Origin of the sequence: Curtobacterium sp. MCPF17_021, assembly GCF_003234605.2 — a bacterium.
Lineage (GTDB): Bacteria > Actinomycetota > Actinomycetes > Actinomycetales > Microbacteriaceae > Curtobacterium > Curtobacterium flaccumfaciens.
In genome coordinates, this window is sequence record NZ_CP126252.1 from 375,777 (window position 1) to 396,305 (window position 20,529).

At 71.8% G+C, this 20,529-nt stretch carries 22 protein-coding genes; 17 read left to right on the forward strand and 5 right to left on the reverse strand.

Annotated features, from left to right (window positions below):
- Positions 1–61 precede the first annotated feature (61 nt).
- Positions 62–817, reverse strand: coding sequence for a glycosyltransferase family 2 protein (locus DEJ29_RS01870; protein WP_111094334.1), 756 nt, complete (start codon positions 815–817; stop codon positions 62–64).
- A 147-nt stretch (positions 818–964) separates the two neighbouring features.
- Between DEJ29_RS01870 and DEJ29_RS01875 the strand changes: the two genes are divergently transcribed.
- From DEJ29_RS01875 to DEJ29_RS01915, 9 genes are all read left to right on the forward strand, one after another.
- Positions 965–1,804: a hypothetical protein gene (locus DEJ29_RS01875; RefSeq protein WP_111094333.1), complete on the forward strand. Its 840-nt coding sequence runs from the start codon at positions 965–967 to the stop codon at positions 1,802–1,804.
- Positions 1,801–2,244 (forward strand): phage holin family protein, encoded by a 444-nt coding sequence (locus tag DEJ29_RS01880; protein ID WP_051597109.1) that lies wholly within the window; start codon positions 1,801–1,803, stop codon positions 2,242–2,244. Before DEJ29_RS01875 ends, DEJ29_RS01880 begins: the two co-directional genes overlap by 4 nt.
- Entirely contained in the window at positions 2,241–2,813 is a 573-nt protein-coding gene (locus DEJ29_RS01885) for a DUF3618 domain-containing protein (protein ID WP_027467152.1), read from the forward strand. The genes DEJ29_RS01880 and DEJ29_RS01885 overlap by 4 nt, the downstream gene beginning before the upstream one ends.
- 79 nt (positions 2,814–2,892) lie before the next feature.
- Positions 2,893–3,318: a MarR family winged helix-turn-helix transcriptional regulator gene (locus DEJ29_RS01890; RefSeq protein ID WP_071245883.1), complete on the forward strand. Its 426-nt coding sequence runs from the start codon at positions 2,893–2,895 to the stop codon at positions 3,316–3,318.
- Between the two features lie 58 nt (positions 3,319–3,376).
- Positions 3,377–4,018 (forward strand): MBL fold metallo-hydrolase, encoded by a 642-nt coding sequence (locus tag DEJ29_RS01895; protein WP_111094332.1) that lies wholly within the window; start codon positions 3,377–3,379, stop codon positions 4,016–4,018.
- Between the two features lie 54 nt (positions 4,019–4,072).
- Entirely contained in the window at positions 4,073–4,762 is a 690-nt protein-coding gene (locus tag DEJ29_RS01900; RefSeq protein WP_071404856.1) for an HAD family hydrolase, read from the forward strand.
- Between the two features lie 120 nt (positions 4,763–4,882).
- The gene (locus DEJ29_RS01905) at positions 4,883–5,365 is read left to right on the forward strand and encodes a GNAT family N-acetyltransferase (RefSeq protein WP_258375893.1); all 483 of its coding nucleotides are present in this window, start codon (positions 4,883–4,885) and stop codon (positions 5,363–5,365) included.
- A gap of 55 nt (positions 5,366–5,420) precedes the next feature.
- Positions 5,421–6,041 carry a TetR/AcrR family transcriptional regulator gene (locus DEJ29_RS01910; RefSeq protein WP_258366781.1) on the forward strand — a complete coding sequence of 207 codons (621 nt, stop codon included), beginning with the start codon at positions 5,421–5,423 and terminating at the stop codon, positions 6,039–6,041.
- Positions 6,038–7,711 (forward strand): MDR family MFS transporter, encoded by a 1,674-nt coding sequence (locus tag DEJ29_RS01915; RefSeq protein ID WP_111092039.1) that lies wholly within the window; start codon positions 6,038–6,040, stop codon positions 7,709–7,711. The genes DEJ29_RS01910 and DEJ29_RS01915 overlap by 4 nt, the downstream gene beginning before the upstream one ends.
- 323 nt (positions 7,712–8,034) lie before the next feature.
- On the opposite strand, the gene DEJ29_RS01920 is transcribed toward DEJ29_RS01915, so the two are convergent.
- Positions 8,035–9,033, reverse strand: a complete 999-nt coding sequence (locus DEJ29_RS01920; protein WP_258375892.1) for a LacI family DNA-binding transcriptional regulator — start codon at positions 9,031–9,033, stop codon at positions 8,035–8,037.
- 162 nt (positions 9,034–9,195) lie between these two features.
- Between DEJ29_RS01920 and uriH the strand changes: the two genes are divergently transcribed.
- The 4 genes from uriH to DEJ29_RS01940 are packed head-to-tail and all read left to right on the forward strand — an operon-like array spanning position 9,196 to position 13,514.
- A complete protein-coding gene (uriH, locus tag DEJ29_RS01925; protein WP_111094331.1) occupies positions 9,196–10,227 on the forward strand; it encodes a uridine-preferring nucleoside hydrolase UriH in 1,032 nt (343 codons plus the stop codon).
- 6 nt (positions 10,228–10,233) lie between these two features.
- A complete protein-coding gene (gene uriT / locus DEJ29_RS01930; RefSeq protein WP_110865607.1) occupies positions 10,234–11,664 on the forward strand; it encodes a uridine transporter UriT in 1,431 nt (476 codons plus the stop codon).
- The gene (locus DEJ29_RS01935) at positions 11,661–12,521 is read left to right on the forward strand and encodes a ribokinase (protein WP_111094330.1); all 861 of its coding nucleotides are present in this window, start codon (positions 11,661–11,663) and stop codon (positions 12,519–12,521) included. Before uriT ends, DEJ29_RS01935 begins: the two co-directional genes overlap by 4 nt.
- A gap of 51 nt (positions 12,522–12,572) precedes the next feature.
- The gene (locus tag DEJ29_RS01940; protein WP_111094329.1) at positions 12,573–13,514 is read left to right on the forward strand and encodes a Ppx/GppA family phosphatase; all 942 of its coding nucleotides are present in this window, start codon (positions 12,573–12,575) and stop codon (positions 13,512–13,514) included.
- Between the two features lie 11 nt (positions 13,515–13,525).
- Here DEJ29_RS01940 and DEJ29_RS01945 read toward each other — a convergent pair whose 3' ends face one another.
- On the reverse strand, positions 13,526–14,158 hold the full coding sequence (locus DEJ29_RS01945) for an antibiotic biosynthesis monooxygenase (protein ID WP_111094328.1): 633 nt from the start codon (positions 14,156–14,158) through the stop codon (positions 13,526–13,528).
- Positions 14,159–14,300: 142 nt separating this feature from the next.
- On the opposite strand from DEJ29_RS01945, the gene DEJ29_RS01950 reads away from it, so the two are divergent.
- Positions 14,301–15,113 carry a cupin domain-containing protein gene (locus DEJ29_RS01950; RefSeq protein WP_111094327.1) on the forward strand — a complete coding sequence of 271 codons (813 nt, stop codon included), beginning with the start codon at positions 14,301–14,303 and terminating at the stop codon, positions 15,111–15,113.
- Positions 15,114–15,124: 11 nt separating this feature from the next.
- Here DEJ29_RS01950 and ku read toward each other — a convergent pair whose 3' ends face one another.
- A complete protein-coding gene (gene ku, locus DEJ29_RS01955) occupies positions 15,125–16,150 on the reverse strand; it encodes a non-homologous end joining protein Ku (RefSeq protein ID WP_111094326.1) in 1,026 nt (341 codons plus the stop codon).
- A 135-nt stretch (positions 16,151–16,285) separates the two neighbouring features.
- Between ku and DEJ29_RS01960 the strand changes: the two genes are divergently transcribed.
- The 3 genes from DEJ29_RS01960 to DEJ29_RS01970 all read left to right on the forward strand — a co-directional run bounded on the left by DEJ29_RS01960 (position 16,286) and on the right by DEJ29_RS01970 (position 20,021).
- The gene (locus DEJ29_RS01960) at positions 16,286–17,176 is read left to right on the forward strand and encodes an SDR family oxidoreductase (protein WP_071245906.1); all 891 of its coding nucleotides are present in this window, start codon (positions 16,286–16,288) and stop codon (positions 17,174–17,176) included.
- Positions 17,173–19,707 carry an ATP-dependent DNA ligase gene (locus tag DEJ29_RS01965; protein WP_111094325.1) on the forward strand — a complete coding sequence of 845 codons (2,535 nt, stop codon included), beginning with the start codon at positions 17,173–17,175 and terminating at the stop codon, positions 19,705–19,707. Before DEJ29_RS01960 ends, DEJ29_RS01965 begins: the two co-directional genes overlap by 4 nt.
- A 155-nt stretch (positions 19,708–19,862) precedes the next feature.
- On the forward strand, positions 19,863–20,021 hold the full coding sequence (locus DEJ29_RS01970) for a hypothetical protein (RefSeq protein WP_181422773.1): 159 nt from the start codon (positions 19,863–19,865) through the stop codon (positions 20,019–20,021).
- A gap of 323 nt (positions 20,022–20,344) precedes the next feature.
- On the opposite strand, the gene DEJ29_RS01975 is transcribed toward DEJ29_RS01970, so the two are convergent.
- The gene (locus DEJ29_RS01975) at positions 20,345–20,521 is read right to left on the reverse strand and encodes a hypothetical protein (protein WP_181433403.1); all 177 of its coding nucleotides are present in this window, start codon (positions 20,519–20,521) and stop codon (positions 20,345–20,347) included.
- Positions 20,522–20,529: the final 8 nt, after the last annotated feature.

A 20,529-nucleotide genomic window follows, 5' to 3' on the forward strand; every position in this document is an offset into this window, starting at 1 on the left:
ACCGACCGGGGGCCGCGGTGGCTGAGACCGTCACCGATTCGTTGTCCCCCGACCCCGTCGGTCAGCGGCTGCGCCACCACCGCCGCGACCGCGACTGCGATCGCAGCCGTCGCGCCCACCGGCGCACCGGGTTCGCCCGCCGGCCGTTCACGCGGAACGTGTGGAAGGCACGTCGCGTCCGCACCCAGACGGACGGGAGGCCCGCCAACGGTCGCGCGGACACCTGCAGGGTGAGCACGGGATCGGCAACCACCCGCCAGGCCGGGTCGAGCTGCATGCTCAGGTCGACGTCGTCGTGCACCTCGGCGTCGTCGCGGTGCGCTCGCCCACCGACCGCAGCCCAGGTCGACCGGCGCATCGCCATGGCGGACCCGAACAGCGGCGGGTGCCCGAGCGCGCTCCACATCAGGACGAAGTACGGGCCCATGTACACGGCGTTCCACAGCCGGCGCACCACGGCGCCACCGTTCCGCGGCCGGCCCGGACCGGTGACCGCGACGACCTCGGGGTCGGCGAGCAACCGGACCGCGTCGGCGATCCACGACGGCGGTGGGACGGAGTCGGCGTCGAGCCGCACGACGACGTCGCCGGACGCCCGGTCGTAGCCGCGCGCCGAGGCCCGGGCGATCCCGCGCACCGGCTCCGTGAGCACCACCGCGCCGGCGTCCCGGGCGATCGCCGCGCTGTCGTCGGTGCTGCCGTTGTCGACCACGACGACCTCGTCGGCCGGCCGGGTCTGGGCCGCGAGGGCGGCGAGGCACCGCCGCAGGTGCACGGCGTCGTCCCGCACGGGGATCACGACCGAGACACGGGGCATCCGTCGATCCAACCGGCTTCCACCTGTGCGGATTGCCGGACCGCGTTTCCCGGCATTCCTGGGTCCTGGCCCAGAGGGCAGCGCGCACGGTCGATGGCGAAACGCCCCCGGTGCACACCGGGGACGACGACAACCGGAAGGCCGACCATGACCACGAACCCACCCGGGAACGACTCCGGGACGCCCATCCACGACCGCACCGCAGCCTCCGAGGGCCACGAGGTCGCCCCCGGCGTGACCGTGCCGTCGTACGCCAGCGGTACCCCCGCCGCGCGACCCACCGACCCCGGTGCGCCCCAGACCTACGACCCGTACGGCGACAGCGCCGCCGAGGTGCCGTTCGACGCACCCCTCGACGCCGTCCCGGCCGACGAGCAGCTCCCCGCCGTCCCGTCCGCGGCATCCGCCGGCAGCGTTGGTGGCTCCGGCAGCACCGGCAGCGGCTCCGGCTCCGGCAGTGACTCGGGCAGCGGCTCCGGCAAGGCCGACGCGGCCAAGGGTGCCGCGCAGGACGTCGCCGGCGACGCCAAGGAGAAGGCCGCGAACGTCGCGGGCACCGCCAAGGAGCAGGCGTCGAAGGTCGCCTCCGAGGCGACCGACCACGCCAAGCAGCTCTACGGCCAGGCGTCCGAGAACCTCAAGCAGCAGGCCGGCGAACAGCAGCAGCGCGCTGCCGGCGGACTCCGCTCCCTCGGCGAGCAGCTCGGTCGCATGGCCGAGAACGACGACGAGCAGGGCGTCGCCTCGAAGGTCGTCCGCGACCTGTCGGGCCGCGCGACCTCGGCCGCCGGGTTCCTCGAGAACCGCGACCCGGGCTCGCTGCTCGACGAGGTGAAGACCTTCGCCGCGAAGCGCCCCGGTACCTTCATCGCGATCGCCGCCGGTGCTGGCCTGCTCGCCGGACGCCTGACCAAGGCACTCGCGACCGAGGTCAAGCACGAGAAGGAGGCCGGCGACGGCACCACCGGATCGGGGAGTGGCGTATGAGCCAGTCCGTCCCCGGCGCGACACCCCTGGGTGAACCGACGCCCGAGGAGCGCGCCGCGACCACACCGCTCGGTGAGCTGCTGTCCGACGTGTCGCGTGACCTCTCCAGTCTGTTCCGGCAGGAGGTCGCCCTCGCGAAGGCCGAGCTGACCGACTCCGCGAAGAAGGCCGGCAAGGCGGGCGGGATGTTCGGCGGCGCCGGACTCACCGCCGTGTTCGCCCTGCTGTTCCTGTCGATCGCCGCGTGGTGGGGCCTCGGTTACCTGATCGGCAACGCCTGGTCCGCCCTGATCATCGCGGTCGTCTACGCGATCGTCGCCGCGATCCTGGCCGTCCGCGGGCGCAAGGAGATCAAGGAGATCAAGGGCGCCCCGCAGACGGTCGAGACCGCCAAGGAAGTCCCCGAGACACTCAAGCCCAACACCGGGAGGAAGCCATGAGCACCCCAGACGAGATCCGCGCCGACATCGAGCGCACCCGCGGCGAACTCGGCTCCGACGTCGACGCCCTCGCCGACAAGGTCAGCCCGTCGTCCATCGCCCACCGCCAGAGCGAGAAGGTGAAGGGCCGGTTCCAGGACGTCCGTGAGTCCGTGATGGGCGCGGCCCAGTCGGCCCGCTCGAGCGCCTCCGGTTCCGCCTCGGGCGCGACCGGCCAGGCGAAGGACGTCGCGCAGAAGGGCGTCGAGAAGGCGAAGGGCAACCCGCTTGCCGTCGGCCTCATCGCGTTCGGTGCCGGTTGGCTCGTGTCGTCGCTCCTGCCGACCACCGAGAAGGAAGAAGAGCTCGCCGGTGAGCTGAAGGACAAGGCTGCACCGCTCGTCGACGAGGTCAAGGAGCAGGCGAAGGACGTCGGCTCGCAGCTCGGCGACGTGGCGAAGGAGCACGCGCAGGACCTCAAGGGGACTGCGCAGGACGCCGCGCAGGCGGTCAAGGGCGAGGCGCAGGGGGCCGCGTCCGACGTCAAGGACAACGCGCAGGGTGCGGCGGACGACGTCCGCAGCAGCTGAGCAGAACCCCGTGACGGACAGGAGGCGCGGTGCCAGCTGGCACCGCGCCTCCTGTCCGTGAAGCGGTAGCGTTCCGGGCATGGACCCGATCGACGAGCTCGCTGCGGAGCTCCGACAGTCCATCGGACGGGTCGTGCGTGCCGCACGACGCGAGGCGGACGCGCTGCCGGCCACGCACACCACCACCCTCGGGTTCCTGCACCGCGAGGGCCCGATGACGATCGCGGAACTCGCGCGCCGCCGCGGGGTGAAGCACCAGGGGCAGTCCCGCACGGTCGGCGAACTGGCCGAACTCGGGTACGTCGACCGGACGGCGTCGGACACCGACCGCCGAGCGTCGGTCATCCGGATCACGGACGCCGGCCGGGCCGCACTGCAGCGCGACATGGACGCCCGCACGGACTGGCTGGCCGATGCGATCCGCGAGGAGACCGACGCCGAGGAGCGTGCGCTGCTCCGCCGTCTGCCCGAGCTGTTCGAGCGGGTCGCGCGCCGAGCCGACTGAACAACCCCTCACCTTCAGGGCAGCCGCAGAAGTACAACACGGCTGTACAGTTGTGCGCATGGAGTTGACGAAGTACAACCACGCCACCGTCGTCCTCGAGCAGGACGGCGTCACCCTCGTCATCGACCCCGGGGTGTTCACGCCCGAGGCCGTCGACCTCGTCCGCGGCGCAGCGGGCGTCCTCGTCACGCACGACCACCCCGACCACTTCGACATCGACGCCCTACGCGCGGGACTCGCCGCGAACCCGGACCTCGTCGTCCGCGGTCCGGAGACCGTCGTCGAGCAGCTCGGCGATCACCACGGCCGGGTCGCAGCGGTGCACGCGGGCGACGCGATCACCGTCGGACCGTTCTCCGTCCGGGTCTTCGGCGAGCAGCACGCGGTCATCCACCCCGACATCCCGTCCACCGCGAACGTCGGCTACCTGGTGGACGACGCGGTGTTCCACCCGGGCGACGCGTACCTCGAGCCCGGCGTCCCGGTGCCGACCCTGCTGCTGCCGACGAGCGGGCCGTGGACGAACACCGCCCAGGCCGTCGACTACGTGCGAGCTGTGGCGCCGGAGCGGGCCGTGCAGATCCACGAGGCGATGCTGAGCGAGCTCGGCCAGCAGTCCGCCGCGCGCTTCCTCGGCCCGGACGGTCTCGGGCCGGTGCCCGTCCTGATCCTGCCGGCGGGGGAGACGATCACCGTCTGACGGACGCGGGCGGCCCCTGGGAGGCGATCCGGGCCTCCCGAGCAGCATGGTGTGATGGCCGACGCACCCACGACAGCAGTCCTCTTCGACATCGACGGCACCCTCGCCGACTCGAACTACGCGCACATCGACGCGTGGTGGCGGGCGTTCCTGGCGGCGGGGGAGTCCGTCGACGCCTGGCGGATCCACCGCGCGATCGGGATGGACTCAGCGAAGCTGCTCGAGACGCTGCTGCCGGACGCGTCCCAGGAGACCCGCGACACCGCCAAGCAGTTCCACACCGCCTACTACGCCGAGCAGATGCCGCGGCTCCGGCTGCTGCCGGGTGCACGCGAACTCCTGCAGGCCGTCGCCGAGGCCGGGCACGCCGTGGTCCTGGCGACCAGCGCGCCCGAGCACGAACTCGCCCGCCTGCGCGACCTGCTCGACGCGGGCGAGTGGGTCACCGCCGAGACCAGCTCCGAGGACGTCGAGCAGGCGAAGCCGGACCCCGGCATCATCCGGGTCGCGCTCGACAAGGCCGGGGTCTCCGCCGACGACGCCGTGATGGTCGGGGATGCCATGTGGGACGTCGAGTCCGCCGGCAAGGTGGGGGTACCGTGCGTCGGCGTGATGACCGGCGGCATCGGCGGCGACGAGCTCCGCGGTGCCGGGGCGGCAGAGGTGTACGACGACGCGGCGGCCGTGCTCGCGGCGTTCCGCGCCGGCGAGGGCCCGATCGCGGCACTCGGCCAGCGCGACTGACGGGCGGTGCCGGTCGCGCCTGACGGGCGGTGCCGGTCGCGCCTGACGGGCGTCGCCGGTCGCGCCCGACGGGCGCCTCGGTTTCCGCGTCGTCGGTCGCCCGTGCCAGGATCGACGTTCGTGATCACGATCGAACGCGTGTCCTGGGACGACCCCCGCAGCGTGGTGCTCCGCGCCGGCATGGACGACGAGATGCACGAGCGCTACGGGTCGGCGAACGCAGGCGAGGACCCGGCGGTCACCGCCGAGCGGGGTCGTGCGCTGAGCGTCGACCCGTCGACCGTCGTCACGTCGATCCTGGCTCTCGACGAGTCCGGCGACCCGGTCGGGCACATCGCCGTCCGACGTCTGGGCGACGAGGTCGAACTGAAGCGCCTCATCGTGCTGGCCTCCGCGCGTGGCAAGGGTGCGGCCACCGCGCTGCTCGACGAGTGCGAGCGCGTCGGCCGTGAACTCGGCGCCCCGCGGCTCATCCTGCAGACCGGCGACAAGCAGCCCGACGCCGTGGCGCTCTACCGCAAGACCGGCTGGGACCAGATCGACGTCTACGAGCCCTACGTCGCGACCATGCCGTGGTCGTTCTGCTTCGAGAAGGCGCTGTAGCCCGGCCCGATCGTGCCATATTGCACTTTCGGCAGGAGAGTGCAATTCTTGCTCGGTGAGCACCACTGAACGCACCCGCGCGCTGCGCCGACGCATGATCGTCGAGGCACGTCGGGCGACGGTCGAACACGGGCTGCACGGCTTCACGATCGAGCAGCTCTGCGAGACCGTCGGGGTGTCGCGCCGCACGTTCTTCAACCACTTCGGGTCGAAGGACGACGCCGTGCTCGGCATCGAGCTCAACGCCGACGTCGAGGCGATCGATGCCTACGCCGCGGGCGGGATCGTCCCCGGCGAGCTCGACCCCCTCGGCTCGATCGTGGCGCTGGCGATCGACCAGTTCCACCGGGTCGGCATCGCCCGCGCCGACGAAGCCCTGGTCCGCCGGGTGTTCGAGCGGGAGCCGGCACTCGTCGCGCGGTTCCTGTCGGCGACCGACGTGCAGCTCGCCCGGATCACCGTGGCCCTGCGGCGACGGTTCGGGTGGGACGACCCCGCCGACCGCCGACCGCGACTGGTCACCGAGGCCGCGGCAGCCTTGATGAAGGCCACCGCGACCGAGTACTTCGACGACGCCTTCGACGAGGCCACGGGGCCGACGTTCGACGCGCTGCTCACCGAGAACCTCCGCCTGCTCAGGGCGGTCACCACGATCGAACGGGAACACACCACATGAGCGCCACCGCGCCGGGCACCACCAAGCGTGCCCGCCCAGGCTCCGACGGCCCGCTGCTCCTGACGCAGCGTCGCATCTGGATCATCTTCTCCGCCCTGATCGCGGGGATGCTGCTCTCCAGCCTCGACCAGACCATCGTCTCCACCGCGATGCCGACGATCGTCGGCGAGCTCGGCGGCGTCGCGCACCAGGCCTGGCTGACGACCGGGTACCTGCTCGCCTCCACCATCGTGATGCCCGTCTACGGCAAGTTCGGCGACGTCCTCGGCCGACGCAACCTGTTCCTCATCGCGATCGCGCTGTTCACCATCGCGTCGGCCGGGTGCGCGTTCGCCACGGACTTCACGCAGCTCGTGGCGTTCCGCGCCATGCAGGGGCTCGGCGGCGGCGGCCTGATGATCCTGTCGCAGGCGATCATCGCGGACATCGTCCCGGCCTCGCAGCGCGGCAAGTATCTCGGCCCGCTCGGTGCGATCTTCGGCCTGTCCGCCATCGGTGGCCCGCTGCTCGGTGGCTTCTTCGTGGACCACCTCACCTGGAACTGGGCGTTCTACATCAACATCCCGGTCGGCATCGCGGCGTTCTTCGTGGCCTGGTTCGCGCTGACCCTGCCGAACAAGAAGGCGACGAAGCGCATCGACGTCCTCGGCGTGCTGTTCATGTCCGCAGCGACCACGTGCCTGGTGTTCTTCTCGGAGTTCGGCGGCAGCAAGGACCACGGCTGGGACGCCCCCGAGACCTGGGCCTGGTTCGCCGGTCTCGTCGTCTCGGCAGCGCTGCTGGTGTTCGTCGAGTCCCGTGCGCAGGACCCCGTGCTCCCGCTGTCGTTCTTCCGCAACCGCACCTTCCTGCTGGCCACCGGCATCGGCCTGGTGCTCGGCATCGGCATGTTCGCCGCGATCGGCTTCGTCCCGACGTTCCTGCAGATGGCCTCGGGTACCTCGGCTGCGGTCTCCGGCCTGCTGATGCTGCCGATGATGGCCGGCCTGATCGGCACGTCGATCGCCTCGGGTGTCCTGATCACCAAGACCGGGCGCTACCGGATGTTCCCGATCGTCGGCACGGTCCTGGTGGCCATCGCGATGCTCGCGATGACCCAGCTGGCGGCGGACACCCCGATCTGGCTCATCTGCGCGTACCTGTTCGTCTTCGGTGCCGGGCTCGGCCTGATCATGCAGGTGGTCGTCCTCGTCGCGCAGAACGCCGTCCCCGCCGAGCAGGTCGGCACCGCGACCTCGACGAACAACTACTTCCGCGAGGTCGGCGCCTCCCTCGGTACCGCCGTCTTCGGCGCGCTCTTCACCGCGCGGCTCACGACGTCGCTGACCGACGTGTTCCGCGGTGCCGGTGGTTCGGCGACCGATGCGGCGTCGTCGGCGGGGAGCATCGACCCGTCGACCGTCGCGGGCTTGCCGCCTGCGGTGCAGGACGGTGTCGTGAACGCCTACGCCGACTCGCTCGCACCGGTGTTCTGGTACCTGCTGCCGTTCATCGCGGTGGCGTTCCTGCTCGCGCTCTTCCTGCCGCAGATCACGCTCTCCGACACGGCCGGCATGGTCGCCCGTGGCGAGGCCGTCGGCGGCGAGGAGGCCGACGAGCTCGAGCGGGCGCAGCGCGCGGCGCGTGCGGAGCACGCGGCGGCGGAGCCGACGGACCGCACGCAGCAGTAGCTTGCCTCGCGAAAGCGACAGATCTGCGCGGAACGTCCGCGGACATCTGTCGCTTTCGCGGTCCTGCCGGTCGGTGGGCGGCGAGATCTGTCGCCATGGCGGGGTGGTCGCGCCCGTCGCTCCCTGGAGGCGCGGTGCGGGCTGGCACCGGGCCTCCCGTCCGGCGCGTCCGCGCACACGGCGCGTGGCCAGCCCGCCTCCTTCGCAAAAGCGACAGTTCTCCGCGGAACATCCGCGTCGAACTGTCGCTTTCGCGGTCCTGCCGCCTCGGACGTGCGAGATGTGTCGCTTTCGCGGGCCCGGCTCGGGCGCTGGCGCTGGCGCTACGCGCCGGTGCTCGCGCGCGGCACGAGCCGCGTCGGCAGGGCCGCGGGCTCGGCGGCTGTGCCGTCGAGCGTCGCGAGGAGCCGCAGTGCTGCAGCCCGACCGAGGTCGGCGCCGGGAAGCGCCACGCTCGTCAGGGCCGGCGCGGTGACCGACGAGGACGGCAGGTCGTCGAAGCCCGCGACCGCGAGTGCGCCGGGGACGGCGATGCCGAGCGCGCCAGCGACCCGCAGGACTCCGTAGGCCAGGGTGTCCGCGGCCGCGACGACGGCGGTGACGTCGTCGTCCTGCCAGGCCTCGATGACGTGCTCGGTGGCCGAGGCCGCGGCCTCCACGGTGAGGTCGGCGCGGGCGGTGACCTCGGAGACCGTGATGCCGGCCTCCGCACAGGCCTGCTCGAACAGTTCGCGGCGCACGCCGAACGTCGCCGCCCTCGAGGTGCCGTCGAGGTAGCCCACGTGCCGGTGCCCCTGGTCGTGCAGGTGGGCGACGAGGTCGTGCACGCCGGTGGAGAGGTCGTAGTTGACCGCCTCGGGCCCACCGGGGGCGTCGAGCAGCACCACGGGGACGCTCGCCGACATCGGCTCGTCGGCGGCCGGTGCGTCGACCAGGATGCCGGCTGGCCGGAGCCGTTCGAAGCGCCGGACGTCGGCCGCGACCGGCTGTGCACCCCGCTCGGTGACGGAGAGCACGAGCTGGAACCGGTCGCCCAGGGTGTCGCGGACGCCACGGATGACCTCGGCGAAGAACGGGTTCGACAGGTCGGGGGCGATGAACACGACGAGGTCGCCGCTGCCGCGCGCCAGGGAACTCGCCGCGTGGTCGACGACGTAGCCGAGGTCGTCCACGGCGTCGCGGACCCGTGCGGCGATGGGGGTGGAGACCCGCCCGCGGTCCTTGCCGTTCACGACGAGGGAGACCGTGGCGATGCTCGTGCCCGCACGCTCGGCCACCATCGCAGCGGTCACACGACGGCTCGGAACGGCGGGGGAGGGCACCCGTCGATGCTAGCGAGCGTGGTGGTCGAACTTGACGTCAAGCGTTTGACGTGTTTCGATGTCAAACGCTTGACGCGCCGCGTCGCCAGCGCTCTGCCGGCCCGTGGATCCCCACCACGTCGAGCACTCACCTCGATTCCCCGAAGAAGTGGAGCGCCCAGCGTGCCCGATGCGACCCAGCCCGCCGCGAAGATCATCCTCGATTGCGACCCCGGCCACGACGACGCCGTGGCGCTCCTGCTCGCCCACGGCAGCCCGGCCATCGACCTGCTCGCGGTGACCACCGTCGTCGGCAACCAGACCCTGCCGAAGGTCACCCGCAACGCCCTGGCCGTCGCCCGCATCGCCGGCATCACCGGGGTACCGTTCGCCGCCGGAGCCGCCCGCCCGCTGCTGCGCCAGATCGAGGTCGCACCGGACATCCACGGTGAGAGCGGCCTGGACGGCCCGATGCTCCCCGAGCCGTCGTTCGACCTCGACGCGCGCCACGCCGTCGACCTGATCATCGACACCGTGATGGCCCACGAGCCCGGCACGGTCACCCTCGTGCCGACCGGGGGTCTGACGAACATCGCCCTCGCGGCCCGCAAGGAGCCCCGCATCGTCGAGCGCGTCAAGCAGGTCGTGCTCATGGGCGGCGGCGTGCACGTCGGCAACTGGAGCCCGGTCGCCGAGTTCAACATCGTCATCGACCCCGAGGCCGCGGCCATCGTGTTCGAGGCCGGGTGGGACGTCGTGATGGTCGGCCTCGACCTGACGCACCAGGCCCTGGCCACCCCCGAGGTCGCCGCGCGCATCGCCGGCGTCGGCACCGCCCCCGCCGCGTTCGTCGGCGAGCTGCTCGACTTCTTCGGCCAGACCTACAAGGACGCCCAGGGCTTCGACGCCCCGCCGGTCCACGACCCCTGCGCCGTCGCCTACGTGATCGACCCCACCATCGTCCGCGCCGTGAAGGTCCCGATCCACGTCGAGACCCAGGGCGCGCTGACCCTCGGCATGACCGTCGCCGACTTCCGCGCCCCCGCACCCGAGGACTGCCGCACGAGCGCCGCGATGGAGCTCGACCACGGCCGGTTCTGGGACCTCGTCGTCGACGCCCTCGAGCGCATCGGCGAGACGGCCGACACCGGCTGGACCCCACGTGCCGCCGCCGACGCCGTCGAAGCCGGCATCACCACGACCCCGGAGCGCTGAACCCCCATGACCACCACCTCGACGAAGAAGTCGATCGGCGCCCTCACGGCCGCGCTCCTCGCCGCGTGCATCGCGTTCCAGCTGAACGCGAGCATGCTCAGCCCCGCCCTCGTCACGATGGCGCGCGAGCTCAACACCGACGACGCCACCATCGGCCTGTCGCAGACCCTGTACTTCACGCTCGCGGCGCTGTTCTCGCTCTTCCTGCCGCGGCTGTCCGACATCGTCGGCCGCAAGCGCGTGCTGATCGGCATGCTCGCCGTGATGCTCGTCGGCAGCATCGTCGCCGCGCTCGCGGTGAACGTGCCGATGCTGTTCGCCGGCCGCATCATCCAGGGCGTCACCGGTCCGGTCGTCCCCATCTGCCTGCTCGTCCTGCGCAACGAGATCAGCGACCCGAAGCGCTACGGCGCCGCGCTCGGCCTGCTCACCGCGGTGAACGGTGGCATCGCGGGTGTCGACGCCCTGGCCGGCGGCTGGATCGCGACGAACTTCGGGTTCCGCGGGATCTTCTGGGTCATCGCCGTCGTCACCGTCCTCGCTCTGCTCCTGGTCGCGGTCTGGGGCGTCGAGTCGAAGCCCTCGGCCGGCACCCGGATGGACTGGATCGGCGTCGTGCCCCTCGTGGTGAGCGTCGGTGCGCTGCTCACGGCGTTCAACGAGGCCGGCAAGCTCGGCGCGGCGAACCCCGTGCTCGTGGTCGGTGGCGTCGTCGTCGCGCTCGTCGCCTTCGCGGTGTTCTGGGCCGTCGAGTCGCGCGTACGGGAGCCCCTGGTCGAGACCCGGTTCCTGCAGCGCCGGGCGACCTGGGCGCTCCTCGCGACGACGTTCCTGACGATGACGGGCGTCTTCGCGGTCGTCAACGGCCTGGTCACCTCGCTCGCGCAGAACGGTGACGCCGGCTTCGGGATGGAGCCCGACCTGGCGTCGCTCGTGTTCCTCACCCCGTACGCGCTGGTCGGCTGGATCGTCGGACCCTTCGCCGGGCGCCTCGCCCCGACCATCGGGTACCGCGCCGTGCTCCGCTTCGGCCTGATCGGCAGCATCGTCTCGACCGTCCTGATGGCGCTCGTCGGGGTGCACTCCCTGCCCGTGCTGGTCACCGCGACCGTGCTGATCGGCATCACCTACGCCGGTATTGCGAACATCATCCTGAACGGCCTGGGCATCGTGCTGTCGCCGGAGTCGAACCCCGGGTTCCTGCCCGGGCTGAACGCCGGCGCGTTCAACCTCGGTGCCGGGGTCAGCTTCGCCGTCCTGCCCGCGCTGCAGATCGCGCTCGGCGTCGGCGGTTCCGCGGGCACCGCCGGGTACTCCGGTGGCATGCTGCTCGGGGCCGCGATCACGACCGTCGCGCTCGCGATCTCGTTCCTCATCCCCCGTCCGGAGGGTGCCGAGACCACGTCCGTCGCCCCGCAGAAGGAGACCGTCCGTTGACCGAGAGCATCGTCGTCGTCGGGTCGCTCAACGCGGACCTGGTGGTCCGCACCACGCGCTTCCCCCAGCCCGGTGAGACCCTGCAGGGCTCCGACCTCGCGATCCTGCCAGGGGGCAAGTCCGCCAACCAGGCGGTGGCTGCCGGGAGGCTCGGGGGCACGGTGCGCATGATCGGTGCGGTCGGCGACGACGGGAACGGTGCGCTGCTCCGCGACTCCGTCGCGGCTGCGGGTGTCGACACGACGCACGTTGCGATCCGTGAGGGCGTCGCGACCGGCACCGCCGTCATCACGGTCGACGCCGCAGGCGAGAACACCATCGTGATCTCCGCCGGGGCGAACGGCACGCTGACGCCGGACGATGTGCCGACCGACGCCTTCGCCGACGCCGCGGTGCTGGGGCTCTGCCTCGAGGTGTCGATCGACGTCGTCCTCGCCGCCGCCCGGGCCGCGCACGCCGCCGGGGTCACGGTGCTCACGAACCTGTCGCCGTTCGGTGCCGTGCCGGCCGAGCTCCTCGAGTTGACCGACGTCCTGCTGGTGAACGAGCACGAGGCCGCGGCGCTCGGTGACCACGGCGTCACCCGGTCGATCGTCACCCGTGGTGGTGCCGGGTGCGTCGTGCACGATCGCGGTGCCGAGCCGGTGTCGATCGACGCCGTGCGGGTCGAGCCGGTGGACACCACGGGCTGCGGCGACGCCTTCATGGGTGCGGTGGCGCTGCGTCTGGCGGCGGGGGACGCCCTCGTTGACGCCGCTCGGTTCGCGGTGGGGGTCGGGGCGTACGCCGCGACCAAGCCGGGCGCACAGGCCTCGTACCCGACCACCGCCGAGCTGGAGGCGTTCCTGCGGGCGTAGGACGGGCCTCCCGGCCGTGGCGTGACTGCTCGGCCCACTAGCGTTGAGCCCATGCGCGTGGGAGTCCTCGACATCGGGTCCAACACCGGCCACCTGCTCGTGGTGGACGCCCACGGCGGCGCCGCGCCGCTGCCGGCGTCCTCGTTCAAGCAGCCGCTGCGGCTGGCCGAGCACCTGGACGACTCGGGCGCGGTGACCCAGCAGGGGATCGACGCCCTGACCACCTTCGTCGCCGACGCCGTCCGTGTCGCCGAGGAACGCGGTTGCGAGGACATGCTCGCGTTCGCCACCTCGGCGGTGCGCGACGCCGGCAACTCCGAGGCCGTGCTCGCCCACGTCGAGGCCTCCACCGGGGTCGAACTGGCAGTCCTGTCCGGCTCCGACGAGGCCCGGCTGACGTTCCTGGCCGTGCGTCGCTGGTTCGGCTGGTCCGCCGGTCGCCTGGCGGTCTTCGACATCGGCGGTGGCTCGCTCGAGATCGCCGGCGGTGCCGATGAGGCGCCGGACGTCGCGTGGTCGATGCCGATCGGCGCCGCACGCCTGGCTCGGTCCTACTTCGCCGCGGGCACCCCGACCGAGGACGACGTCCGCCGCATCCGGCACGAGATCCGGGTCGAGATCGCCCGCGACGCCGGCAAGTTGCTCCGCGCCGGACGTCCGGACCGTGCCGTGGCGACCTCGAAGACCTTCCGGTCGATCGCGCGGATCTGCGGGGCGGCACCCTCGGGTGCCGGTCCGCTCGTGCCGCGGGTGCTCGACGGCGACGTGCTCCGGTCGAAGCTGCCCGCGCTGCTGACGATGTCGGTCGACGAGCTCGCGGCGTTGCCCGGTGTCTCACCGAGCCGGGCGCACCAGGTGGTGCCGGGCGCGCTCGTCGCCGAGGCGTGCCTGGACATCTTCGACCTGCCGGCCCTCGAGATCTGCCCGTGGGCGCTGCGCGAGGGCGTCATCCTCGAGCGGCTCGACCAGTTGTCGGTGCTCGGGACCCCGTAGCGCCCGTCGGTCTAGCCGCGCGGCTGCGGGTCCTGCTGCCGTCGCTGCCTCGGCGGAGCGAGCAGCCACGGGCGGATCAGCTTCGTCACGAACGGCAGCACCCAGAACGTCATGATCGGCGTGAGCACGACGGTCGTGATGAGCACCCGGGGCAGGATCGCGACGTGCGCGAACGCGGGGACGAGCCAGGCCGTCAGGTACGTGAACGCGAGGTTGACCGGGAAGAAGCCGAGCCAGATGCTCACGGACTGCTTCCACCGCGGGGGAGCGCTCGAGGCCGGGGCGTCCTGCGGGACGTCGAACCACCCCTCGATGCCGGTGCGCTTCTCGACGCGGGACTCCACCACCAGGTCACGGCCCAGGTCGAGCCAGCGCAGCCGGTCGTCGGAGTTCTCCCACGTCGCCAGGGAGTCGTGGTCGGCGAACCGGTAGAGCATGTGCCACTCGCGGGACTGCGCGGTGGAACGCACCCACCCGGAGCCGAGGAAGCCGGGGTAGCGGTTCGCCAGGTTCACCCCGGACTGCACCCAGCGGGTGACCTCGGGGATGCGATCGGGTTCGACCAGGCGGGTGACGGAGACGGTGACGGGCGGGCCTGCGGTCTCGGATGACGACTGCAGGCTCCCAGGCTCTTGTGGAGTCATCCGACCAGTGTCCCGGACCCGTGTTTCCGGCTCGTGACACGTGCCTCGCGCGTCGGCTGAACGGATCCGCGTCGTCCTTCGACCGCCGTCCCAGGCGGGTGCAAGACGATCATCTGGCGAACGCGCCACCGAGAGGACCCCGATGACCGATCTCGAGCCCACCACCACCCTCGTCGCCACCGTCGACGGGCCCGACGGCGGCACGTACGAGGTGCGGCGGCTGACGCTCCCGGTGGGTGCGTCGACCGGCTGGCACCGGCACGACGCGCGCCAGACGGGTCTCGTGGTGCGCGGCGCGCTGACGCACGTCACCGAAGAGGCCACTCGGGTCGTCGGGCCGGGGCAGGCCCTGGTCGAGGAGCCGCGCATCGTGCACGACGGCCGCAGCACCGGCACGGAGGACGCCGAGCTGCTCTACGTCGCCCACCTGCCGGCAGGTGCAGCGGCGTCGACCCCGGGCGAGGCGCCACCGAGCGAAGGGCCGGCCCGCAGCGCGCTCGTGACGGTCCCGCTGGGCCGGCCGCAGTTCGTGCACGCGCTGCGCTACACCGCGATGTATGCACCGAAGCCCTTCGCCGAGGCCCTGCTCGTCTACCGGGACAACGGCACGTACACGATCCTGTCCCCGGGTGAGGACCACCACGGCTGCTACGTCTCGGCGACCGATCCCGCCGAGGGGATGCGGCACGTCGCGTTCATGTCGTGGCCGTCCGCGGACTGGGGCCGGAACATCGCGTCGCACACCCTGACCTTCGAGGCCGCGAGCGGTGCGTTCACCCAGGAGCTCCGGTTGCCGGGCGACCCGGTCCCGCGGGCGCAGTACGGGTACGCGGTGCCCGTCGAGGACCCGGAGTCGATCGACACCGGCGCCGGGTGGGCGGCGCTCCGCCAGCAGTACGTCGAGGTGTTCACCACGCTCGAGCGCCTGGCGGGCGGCGGGTCGACCGCGGCCTGACCCGGGAGTGGTCAGCTCGCCTGCTTCTTCGCGGCGGGCTTCTTGGCGGGCGCCTTCTTGACCGGGGCCTTCTTCGGCGCCGACTTCGCGGGGGCCTTCTCGGCCGTGCTCTCCGCGGCCTTCTTGGCGGGCGCCTTCTTCGCCGGTGCCTTCCTGCCGGAGCCGGACGTGCCCGAGCCGGACGTGCCCGAGCCGGAACCGCACGACGACCGTGAGGTCGACGACGAACGCGACCCCGAGCCTCCTGTCCGCTTCTTGTCGACGGACGCACGCAGGGCGGCCATCAGGTCGAGCACGTCTCCGCCCTCGTCGTCGTCGTCCTCGTCGTCCTGGGCGCCGAAGGTCTTCTCGGTGTCGATGTCGTCGCCCGCCTCGAGCTTGGCGTCGATCAGCTGCTGCAGTTCCTCCTGGTAGGAGTCGGTGTAGCGGTCGGGGTCGAAGTCGGTTGACATGCTCTCGACGAGCGAGGACGACATCTTCAGCTCGTTGGCGCTGACCTTCACCGTCGTGTCGAGGGTCTTGAAGTCGGCGGCGCGGACCTCGTCGCCCCAGAGCAGCCCCTGCAGCAGGATGACCTCGTCGTGCACCCGGAGCACCCCGAGCCGCGTCTTCTGCCGCAGGGTGAACTGCACGATCGCCAGGCGGTCGGTCTTCGCCAGGGTCTCGCGCAGCAGCACGTACGCCTTCGGCGAGCGCGAGTCGGGCTCGAGGTAGTAGGTCTTCTCGAACATCATCGGGTCGACCTGGTCGACGGGCACGAACTCGAGCACCTCGACCTCGTGCGACTGCTCCTCGGGGAGCTGCTTGAAGTCGTCCGCGGTGAGCACCACGGTCTTGTCACCGTCATCGTAGGCACGCTGGATGTCCGCGTACTCGACCTCGTGGCCGAACTCGCACACCCGCTTGTACCGGATGCGGCCCTTGTCGTCGTCGTGGACCTGGTGCAGGGACACGTCGTGCGTCTCGGTGGCCGCGTAGACCTTGATGGGCACGTTGACGAGCCCGAACGCGATGGAGCCCTTCCAGATCGACCTCATGCGCACATGATGCCCGCCCGCACGCGTGCGTGCCCGGAGCCGTCGGTTCCTCCACAGGTCCGCCGTCCGGGGGATCGTTCCACGGATGTCCGGTTCGCTGGACCGCCGCGAGGCCGGCGCGAGCACGATGGGCCCATGAGCCAGCTCGACAAGCAGGACCCGCGCGACCAGTTCCCCCGTCCGCCGTTCCCCGCGCAGACCCAGCAGGGGTCCGGGCTGGCGAGTGCGATGGACCCCGCCCCCGACCACGGCGAGACGAGCTACCTGGGCACCGGGCGGATGCGCGGGTACCGGGTGCTCGTTACGGGCGCGGACTCCGGCATCGGGCGCGCTGCGGCGATCGCGATGGCGAAGGAGGGCGCCGATGTCGCCCTGAACGCCCTGCCCGAGGAACGCGAGGACCTCGAACAGGTCCGCGACGTCATCGGTGACCTCGGGCGCAAGGCGGTGCTGCTGCCCGGTGACCTGACGGACGAGGCCTTCTGCGACGTCCTGGTGCAGGACGCCGTCAGCGAGCTCGGCGGCCTGGACGCGCTCGTGCTGGTCGCGGGTCACCAGCAGGTGCACGAGGACATCACCGTGCAGAGCACCGAGGACTTCGACCGCACGATGAAGGTCAACCTGTACTCGCTGTTCTGGCTCGTCCGCGCCGCCGTCCCGCACATGGCGCCGGGGAGCTCGATCGTCACGACCAGCTCGGTGTCCGCGTACCAGCCGCAGGACCGCATGATCGACTACGCCGCGACGAAGGCCGCGATCATCACCTACACGAACGGGCTCGCGCGGCAGCTCGCCAGCAAGGGCATCCGGGCCAACACGGTGGTGCCCGGGCCGGTGTGGACGCCCCTGCAGCCGATCAGCTACCCGGGCGACGAGATCGCGGCGTACGGCCAGGACACCCCCTTCGGCCGTCCCGCCCAACCCGTCGAGCTCGGCAGCGCCTACGTCTACCTGGCGGGGCCCGAGTCGTCGTACACGTCCGGCACGACCCTGACGGTGGCGGGAGCGACCGGGGTGGCGCTGTGAGTCCCGCCTCGCGCAAGACCGTCGTCCTGGTCGGGGACCGGCGGCTCGCGCTCACGAACACCGACAAGGTGCTCTACCCCGAGACCGGCACCACGAAGGGTCGGGTGATCGAGTACTACGAGCGGGTCGCGCCGTGGATGATCCCGCACGTCAAGGACCGCCCGGTGACCCGGAAGCGCTGGGCCAACGGTGTCGAGGGCAAGGTCTTCTTCGAGAAGAACCTGCCCGACTCGGCACCCGACTGGGTGCGGCACCACACCATCCACCACTCGGAACACGACAACGAGTACCCGATCGTCGACGACCTGCCGACCCTGGTGTGGATGGCGCAGCAGGCCGCGCTCGAACTGCACGTCCCGCAGTGGCGGTTCGGCCCACGCGGCGCGCAGCAGAACCCGGACCGGCTCGTCCTCGACCTCGACCCGGGGGACGGCGTGGGGCTGCCCGAGTGCGTCGAGGTCGCCGTGGCCGCGCGCGAGATCCTGCACGGCATGGGGCTCGACCCGTACCCGGTGACGTCCGGTTCCAAGGGCATCCACCTGTACGCGGCGCTCGACGGCAAGGCGACGACCGCGCAGGTCTCCGACGTCGCCCACGAGCTGGCCAAGGCCCTCGAGACGGACCTGCCGGACCTGGTGCTGTCGTCGATGAGCCGTGCCGAGCGGAAGGGCAAGGTCTTCGTCGACTGGTCGCAGAACAACGGCAACAAGACGACCATCGCCCCGTACTCGCTGCGCGGCCGCGAGCGGCCGACGGTCGCGGCGCCCCGCACCTGGAAGGAACTCGAGGAACGCGGGCTCGCGCAGCTCACGTTGGACGAGGTCCTCGAACGCCTGGAGGCCCGTGGGGACTTCCTGCACCCGGTCGCCTCCGCCTCGCTGGCCGTCGGACGCGACGACCACGGTCACTGGGACAGCGACCGGACCGAGCGGGCGAACGATGCCGAGCAGCCCGCACGTGACCGGCTCGCCGCCTACCGGGCGAAGCGGGACGCCTCGAAGACGCCGGAGCCCGTGCCCGAGGGCGCTCCCACGGTGCGGAAGGACGGCACACCGACCTTCGTCATCCAGGAGCACCACGCCACCCGCGACCACTACGACTTCCGGCTCGAGCACGACGGGGTGCTGGTGAGCTGGGCCCTGCCGAAGGGCGAGCCGACCGACCCGGGCAAGAACCACCTGGCCGTGCAGACCGAGGACCACCCGCTCGAGTACGGCTCGTTCGAGGGCACGATCCCGAAGGACGAGTACGGCGGCGGCACGGTCACGATCTGGGATGACGGCACCTACGAGCTCGAGAAGTGGCGCGAGGGGCAGGAGGTCATCGTCACCCTGCACGGTCGGGCCGGCGGCGCTCGCCGCCTCGCGCTGCTCCACACCCGCGGCCGTGGCGGCGGGGACGAGAAGAACTGGCTCATCCACCGCACGAAGGAACAACCCGAACGGCTGGCGGACGGCAGCGGCTCTGCCGGGCCGACGGTGGCGCGACGGTCGGAGCGGCCGTCGGACGGCCACGGCGATGCGCACCGCGCCGGGCAGCGACGGATCAGCGGGACCGCGGACGCCGAGACCCCACCGTCGGAGCGCCGGACGATGCAGGCGACCCTGGCCAAGGGGGAGCCCCGGCTGGACCCGGCCGACTGGGCCTTCGAGATGAAGTGGGACGGGGTGCGCGCGCTGGCGACGGTCCGCGACGGGTCGGTGACCCTGCGCAGCCGCAACGACAACGACCTGACGGCCCAGTACCCCGAGCTGCAGGAACTGGGCGAGCGGGCCGGCGTGGACGGCGTGTTCGACGGTGAGATCGTGGCCGTCGACGATCGTGGCCGACCCTCGTTCCAGCTGCTCCAGAACCGCATGGGCCTGACGAAGGCACGCGAGGTCCGGAGCGCGCAGGAGACGACGCCGGTGCGGTTCCTGCTGTTCGACGTGCTCGAGGCGGACGGGCACGAGCTCACGCGGCTCGGCTACGACGCCCGGCGGCAGGCACTCGAGACGGTCGTGGACCCCGGCGGTGCGATCGACGTGCCGCCGGCGGTGCAGGGCGACCTCGACGCGGTGTTGGCCGCATCGCGCGAGCAGGGCCTCGAGGGCGTCGTCGCGAAGAAGCGGTCGTCGAAGTACGCCGAGGGCCGGCGGTCCGAGGCCTGGCTGAAGCTCAAGCACCACGCCACGCAGGAAGTCGTCGTCGGCGGCTGGAAACCGGGCAGCGGTCGGCGTGCCGGCGGGATCGGGTCGCTGTTGCTCGGGGTGCCCGGCCCCGACGGGCTGGAGTACGTCGGCAAGGTCGGCACCGGGTTCCGTGACCGTGACCTCGACGAGATCGCCGGTGTCCTCGCACCGCTGGAACGGAAGACCCCGCCGTTCGTCGACGTCCCACGACCTGACGCTCGGGATGCGCACTGGGTCACGCCGAAGCGCGTCGGCGAGGTCGAGTTCGCCGAGTGGACCGGCGACGGACGGCTCCGCCAGCCGTCGTGGCGTGGGTGGCGCGTGGACAAGGACCCGGACGACGTCGTGCGGGAGACCTGACCCGCGCTCCGGCCTCGGCTCCGCATGCGTGCGCATGGGGTCCGCCGCTGGCGAACATCCGTCCCCCGTACCGTGCCCGGGCGGGGGACAGTATCGGCCCCGCTGGCCACGATCGGCCATCGGCTGTTACGTTCGCCGGGACGAAGGGGGCTTCGATGATGAACTCGAGCAAGTACCTGCCGCCCTACACGGCCGCAGAACGCGTCGCGATCACGGGGGACGACCTGTCGCAGCGGACCGTCGAACCGGGCAGCGGCGCCACGGAGACCGAGGTCCGGTACGCGGACTTCCTCGCGGACGAGGATGACGACTGAGCGGGGCAGCCGGAGCGCCTGACCGGAACGACCTGGACACCTGACCGCTCGACGCGACCGAAAGAAGCGACAGACCCGACGGCCCGCACGCTGGATCAGGGAGCGCACGGACCGTCGCCGAGGCACGTGGTCCGCCGGTTCAGGGAGACCGACCACGAGGCCCCGCACCGGGCTCGCCTAAGCGCGACCGGTGGGTCCACTGGGGAGACGTGCCGAGTGACCGGATCGTCACACGAGCGGCAAGAAGAATCGCCGGGCGACCTCGATGGTCGCCCGGCGATCTCGTCTGTCCCGGGGGGGGATCCTGTCGGATCAGGACGGGGTCAGGCCGCGGGTGCAGGGCCGTCGGAGGGCACCGCGTGGTCGGCCACGGGTGCGTCCTCTTCGATGAGCTCGTCCTCTTCCGGCTCGACCACCTCGGCCGCGGCGGCCTTGGCCTCGTCGATGGACTCCTGGGAACGGCGGAGCAGGTCGTCGTCGTGTGCTGCCTGATCGGTCATGCCCAGCA

Bases quoted from the DNA above. Each gene is read 5' to 3' on its own strand.
- DEJ29_RS01870 (WP_111094334.1), bottom strand. From the start codon at position 817: ATGCCCCGTGTCTCGGTCGTGATCCCCGTGCGGGACGACGCCGTGCAC.
- DEJ29_RS01875 (WP_111094333.1), top strand. From the start codon at position 965: ATGACCACGAACCCACCCGGGAACGACTCCGGGACGCCCATCCACGAC.
- DEJ29_RS01880 (WP_051597109.1), top strand. From the start codon at position 1,801: ATGAGCCAGTCCGTCCCCGGCGCGACACCCCTGGGTGAACCGACGCCC.
- DEJ29_RS01885 (WP_027467152.1), top strand. From the start codon at position 2,241: ATGAGCACCCCAGACGAGATCCGCGCCGACATCGAGCGCACCCGCGGC.
- DEJ29_RS01890 (WP_071245883.1), top strand. From the start codon at position 2,893: ATGGACCCGATCGACGAGCTCGCTGCGGAGCTCCGACAGTCCATCGGA.
- DEJ29_RS01895 (WP_111094332.1), top strand. From the start codon at position 3,377: ATGGAGTTGACGAAGTACAACCACGCCACCGTCGTCCTCGAGCAGGAC.
- DEJ29_RS01900 (WP_071404856.1), top strand. From the start codon at position 4,073: ATGGCCGACGCACCCACGACAGCAGTCCTCTTCGACATCGACGGCACC.
- DEJ29_RS01915 (WP_111092039.1), top strand. From the start codon at position 6,038: ATGAGCGCCACCGCGCCGGGCACCACCAAGCGTGCCCGCCCAGGCTCC.
- uriT (WP_110865607.1), top strand. From the start codon at position 10,234: ATGACCACCACCTCGACGAAGAAGTCGATCGGCGCCCTCACGGCCGCG.
- DEJ29_RS01940 (WP_111094329.1), top strand. From the start codon at position 12,573: ATGCGCGTGGGAGTCCTCGACATCGGGTCCAACACCGGCCACCTGCTC.
- DEJ29_RS01945 (WP_111094328.1), bottom strand. From the start codon at position 14,158: ATGACTCCACAAGAGCCTGGGAGCCTGCAGTCGTCATCCGAGACCGCA.
- DEJ29_RS01950 (WP_111094327.1), top strand. From the start codon at position 14,301: ATGACCGATCTCGAGCCCACCACCACCCTCGTCGCCACCGTCGACGGG.
- ku (WP_111094326.1), bottom strand. From the start codon at position 16,150: ATGAGGTCGATCTGGAAGGGCTCCATCGCGTTCGGGCTCGTCAACGTG.
- DEJ29_RS01960 (WP_071245906.1), top strand. From the start codon at position 16,286: ATGAGCCAGCTCGACAAGCAGGACCCGCGCGACCAGTTCCCCCGTCCG.
- DEJ29_RS01970 (WP_181422773.1), top strand. From the start codon at position 19,863: ATGATGAACTCGAGCAAGTACCTGCCGCCCTACACGGCCGCAGAACGC.
- DEJ29_RS01975 (WP_181433403.1), bottom strand. From the start codon at position 20,521: ATGACCGATCAGGCAGCACACGACGACGACCTGCTCCGCCGTTCCCAG.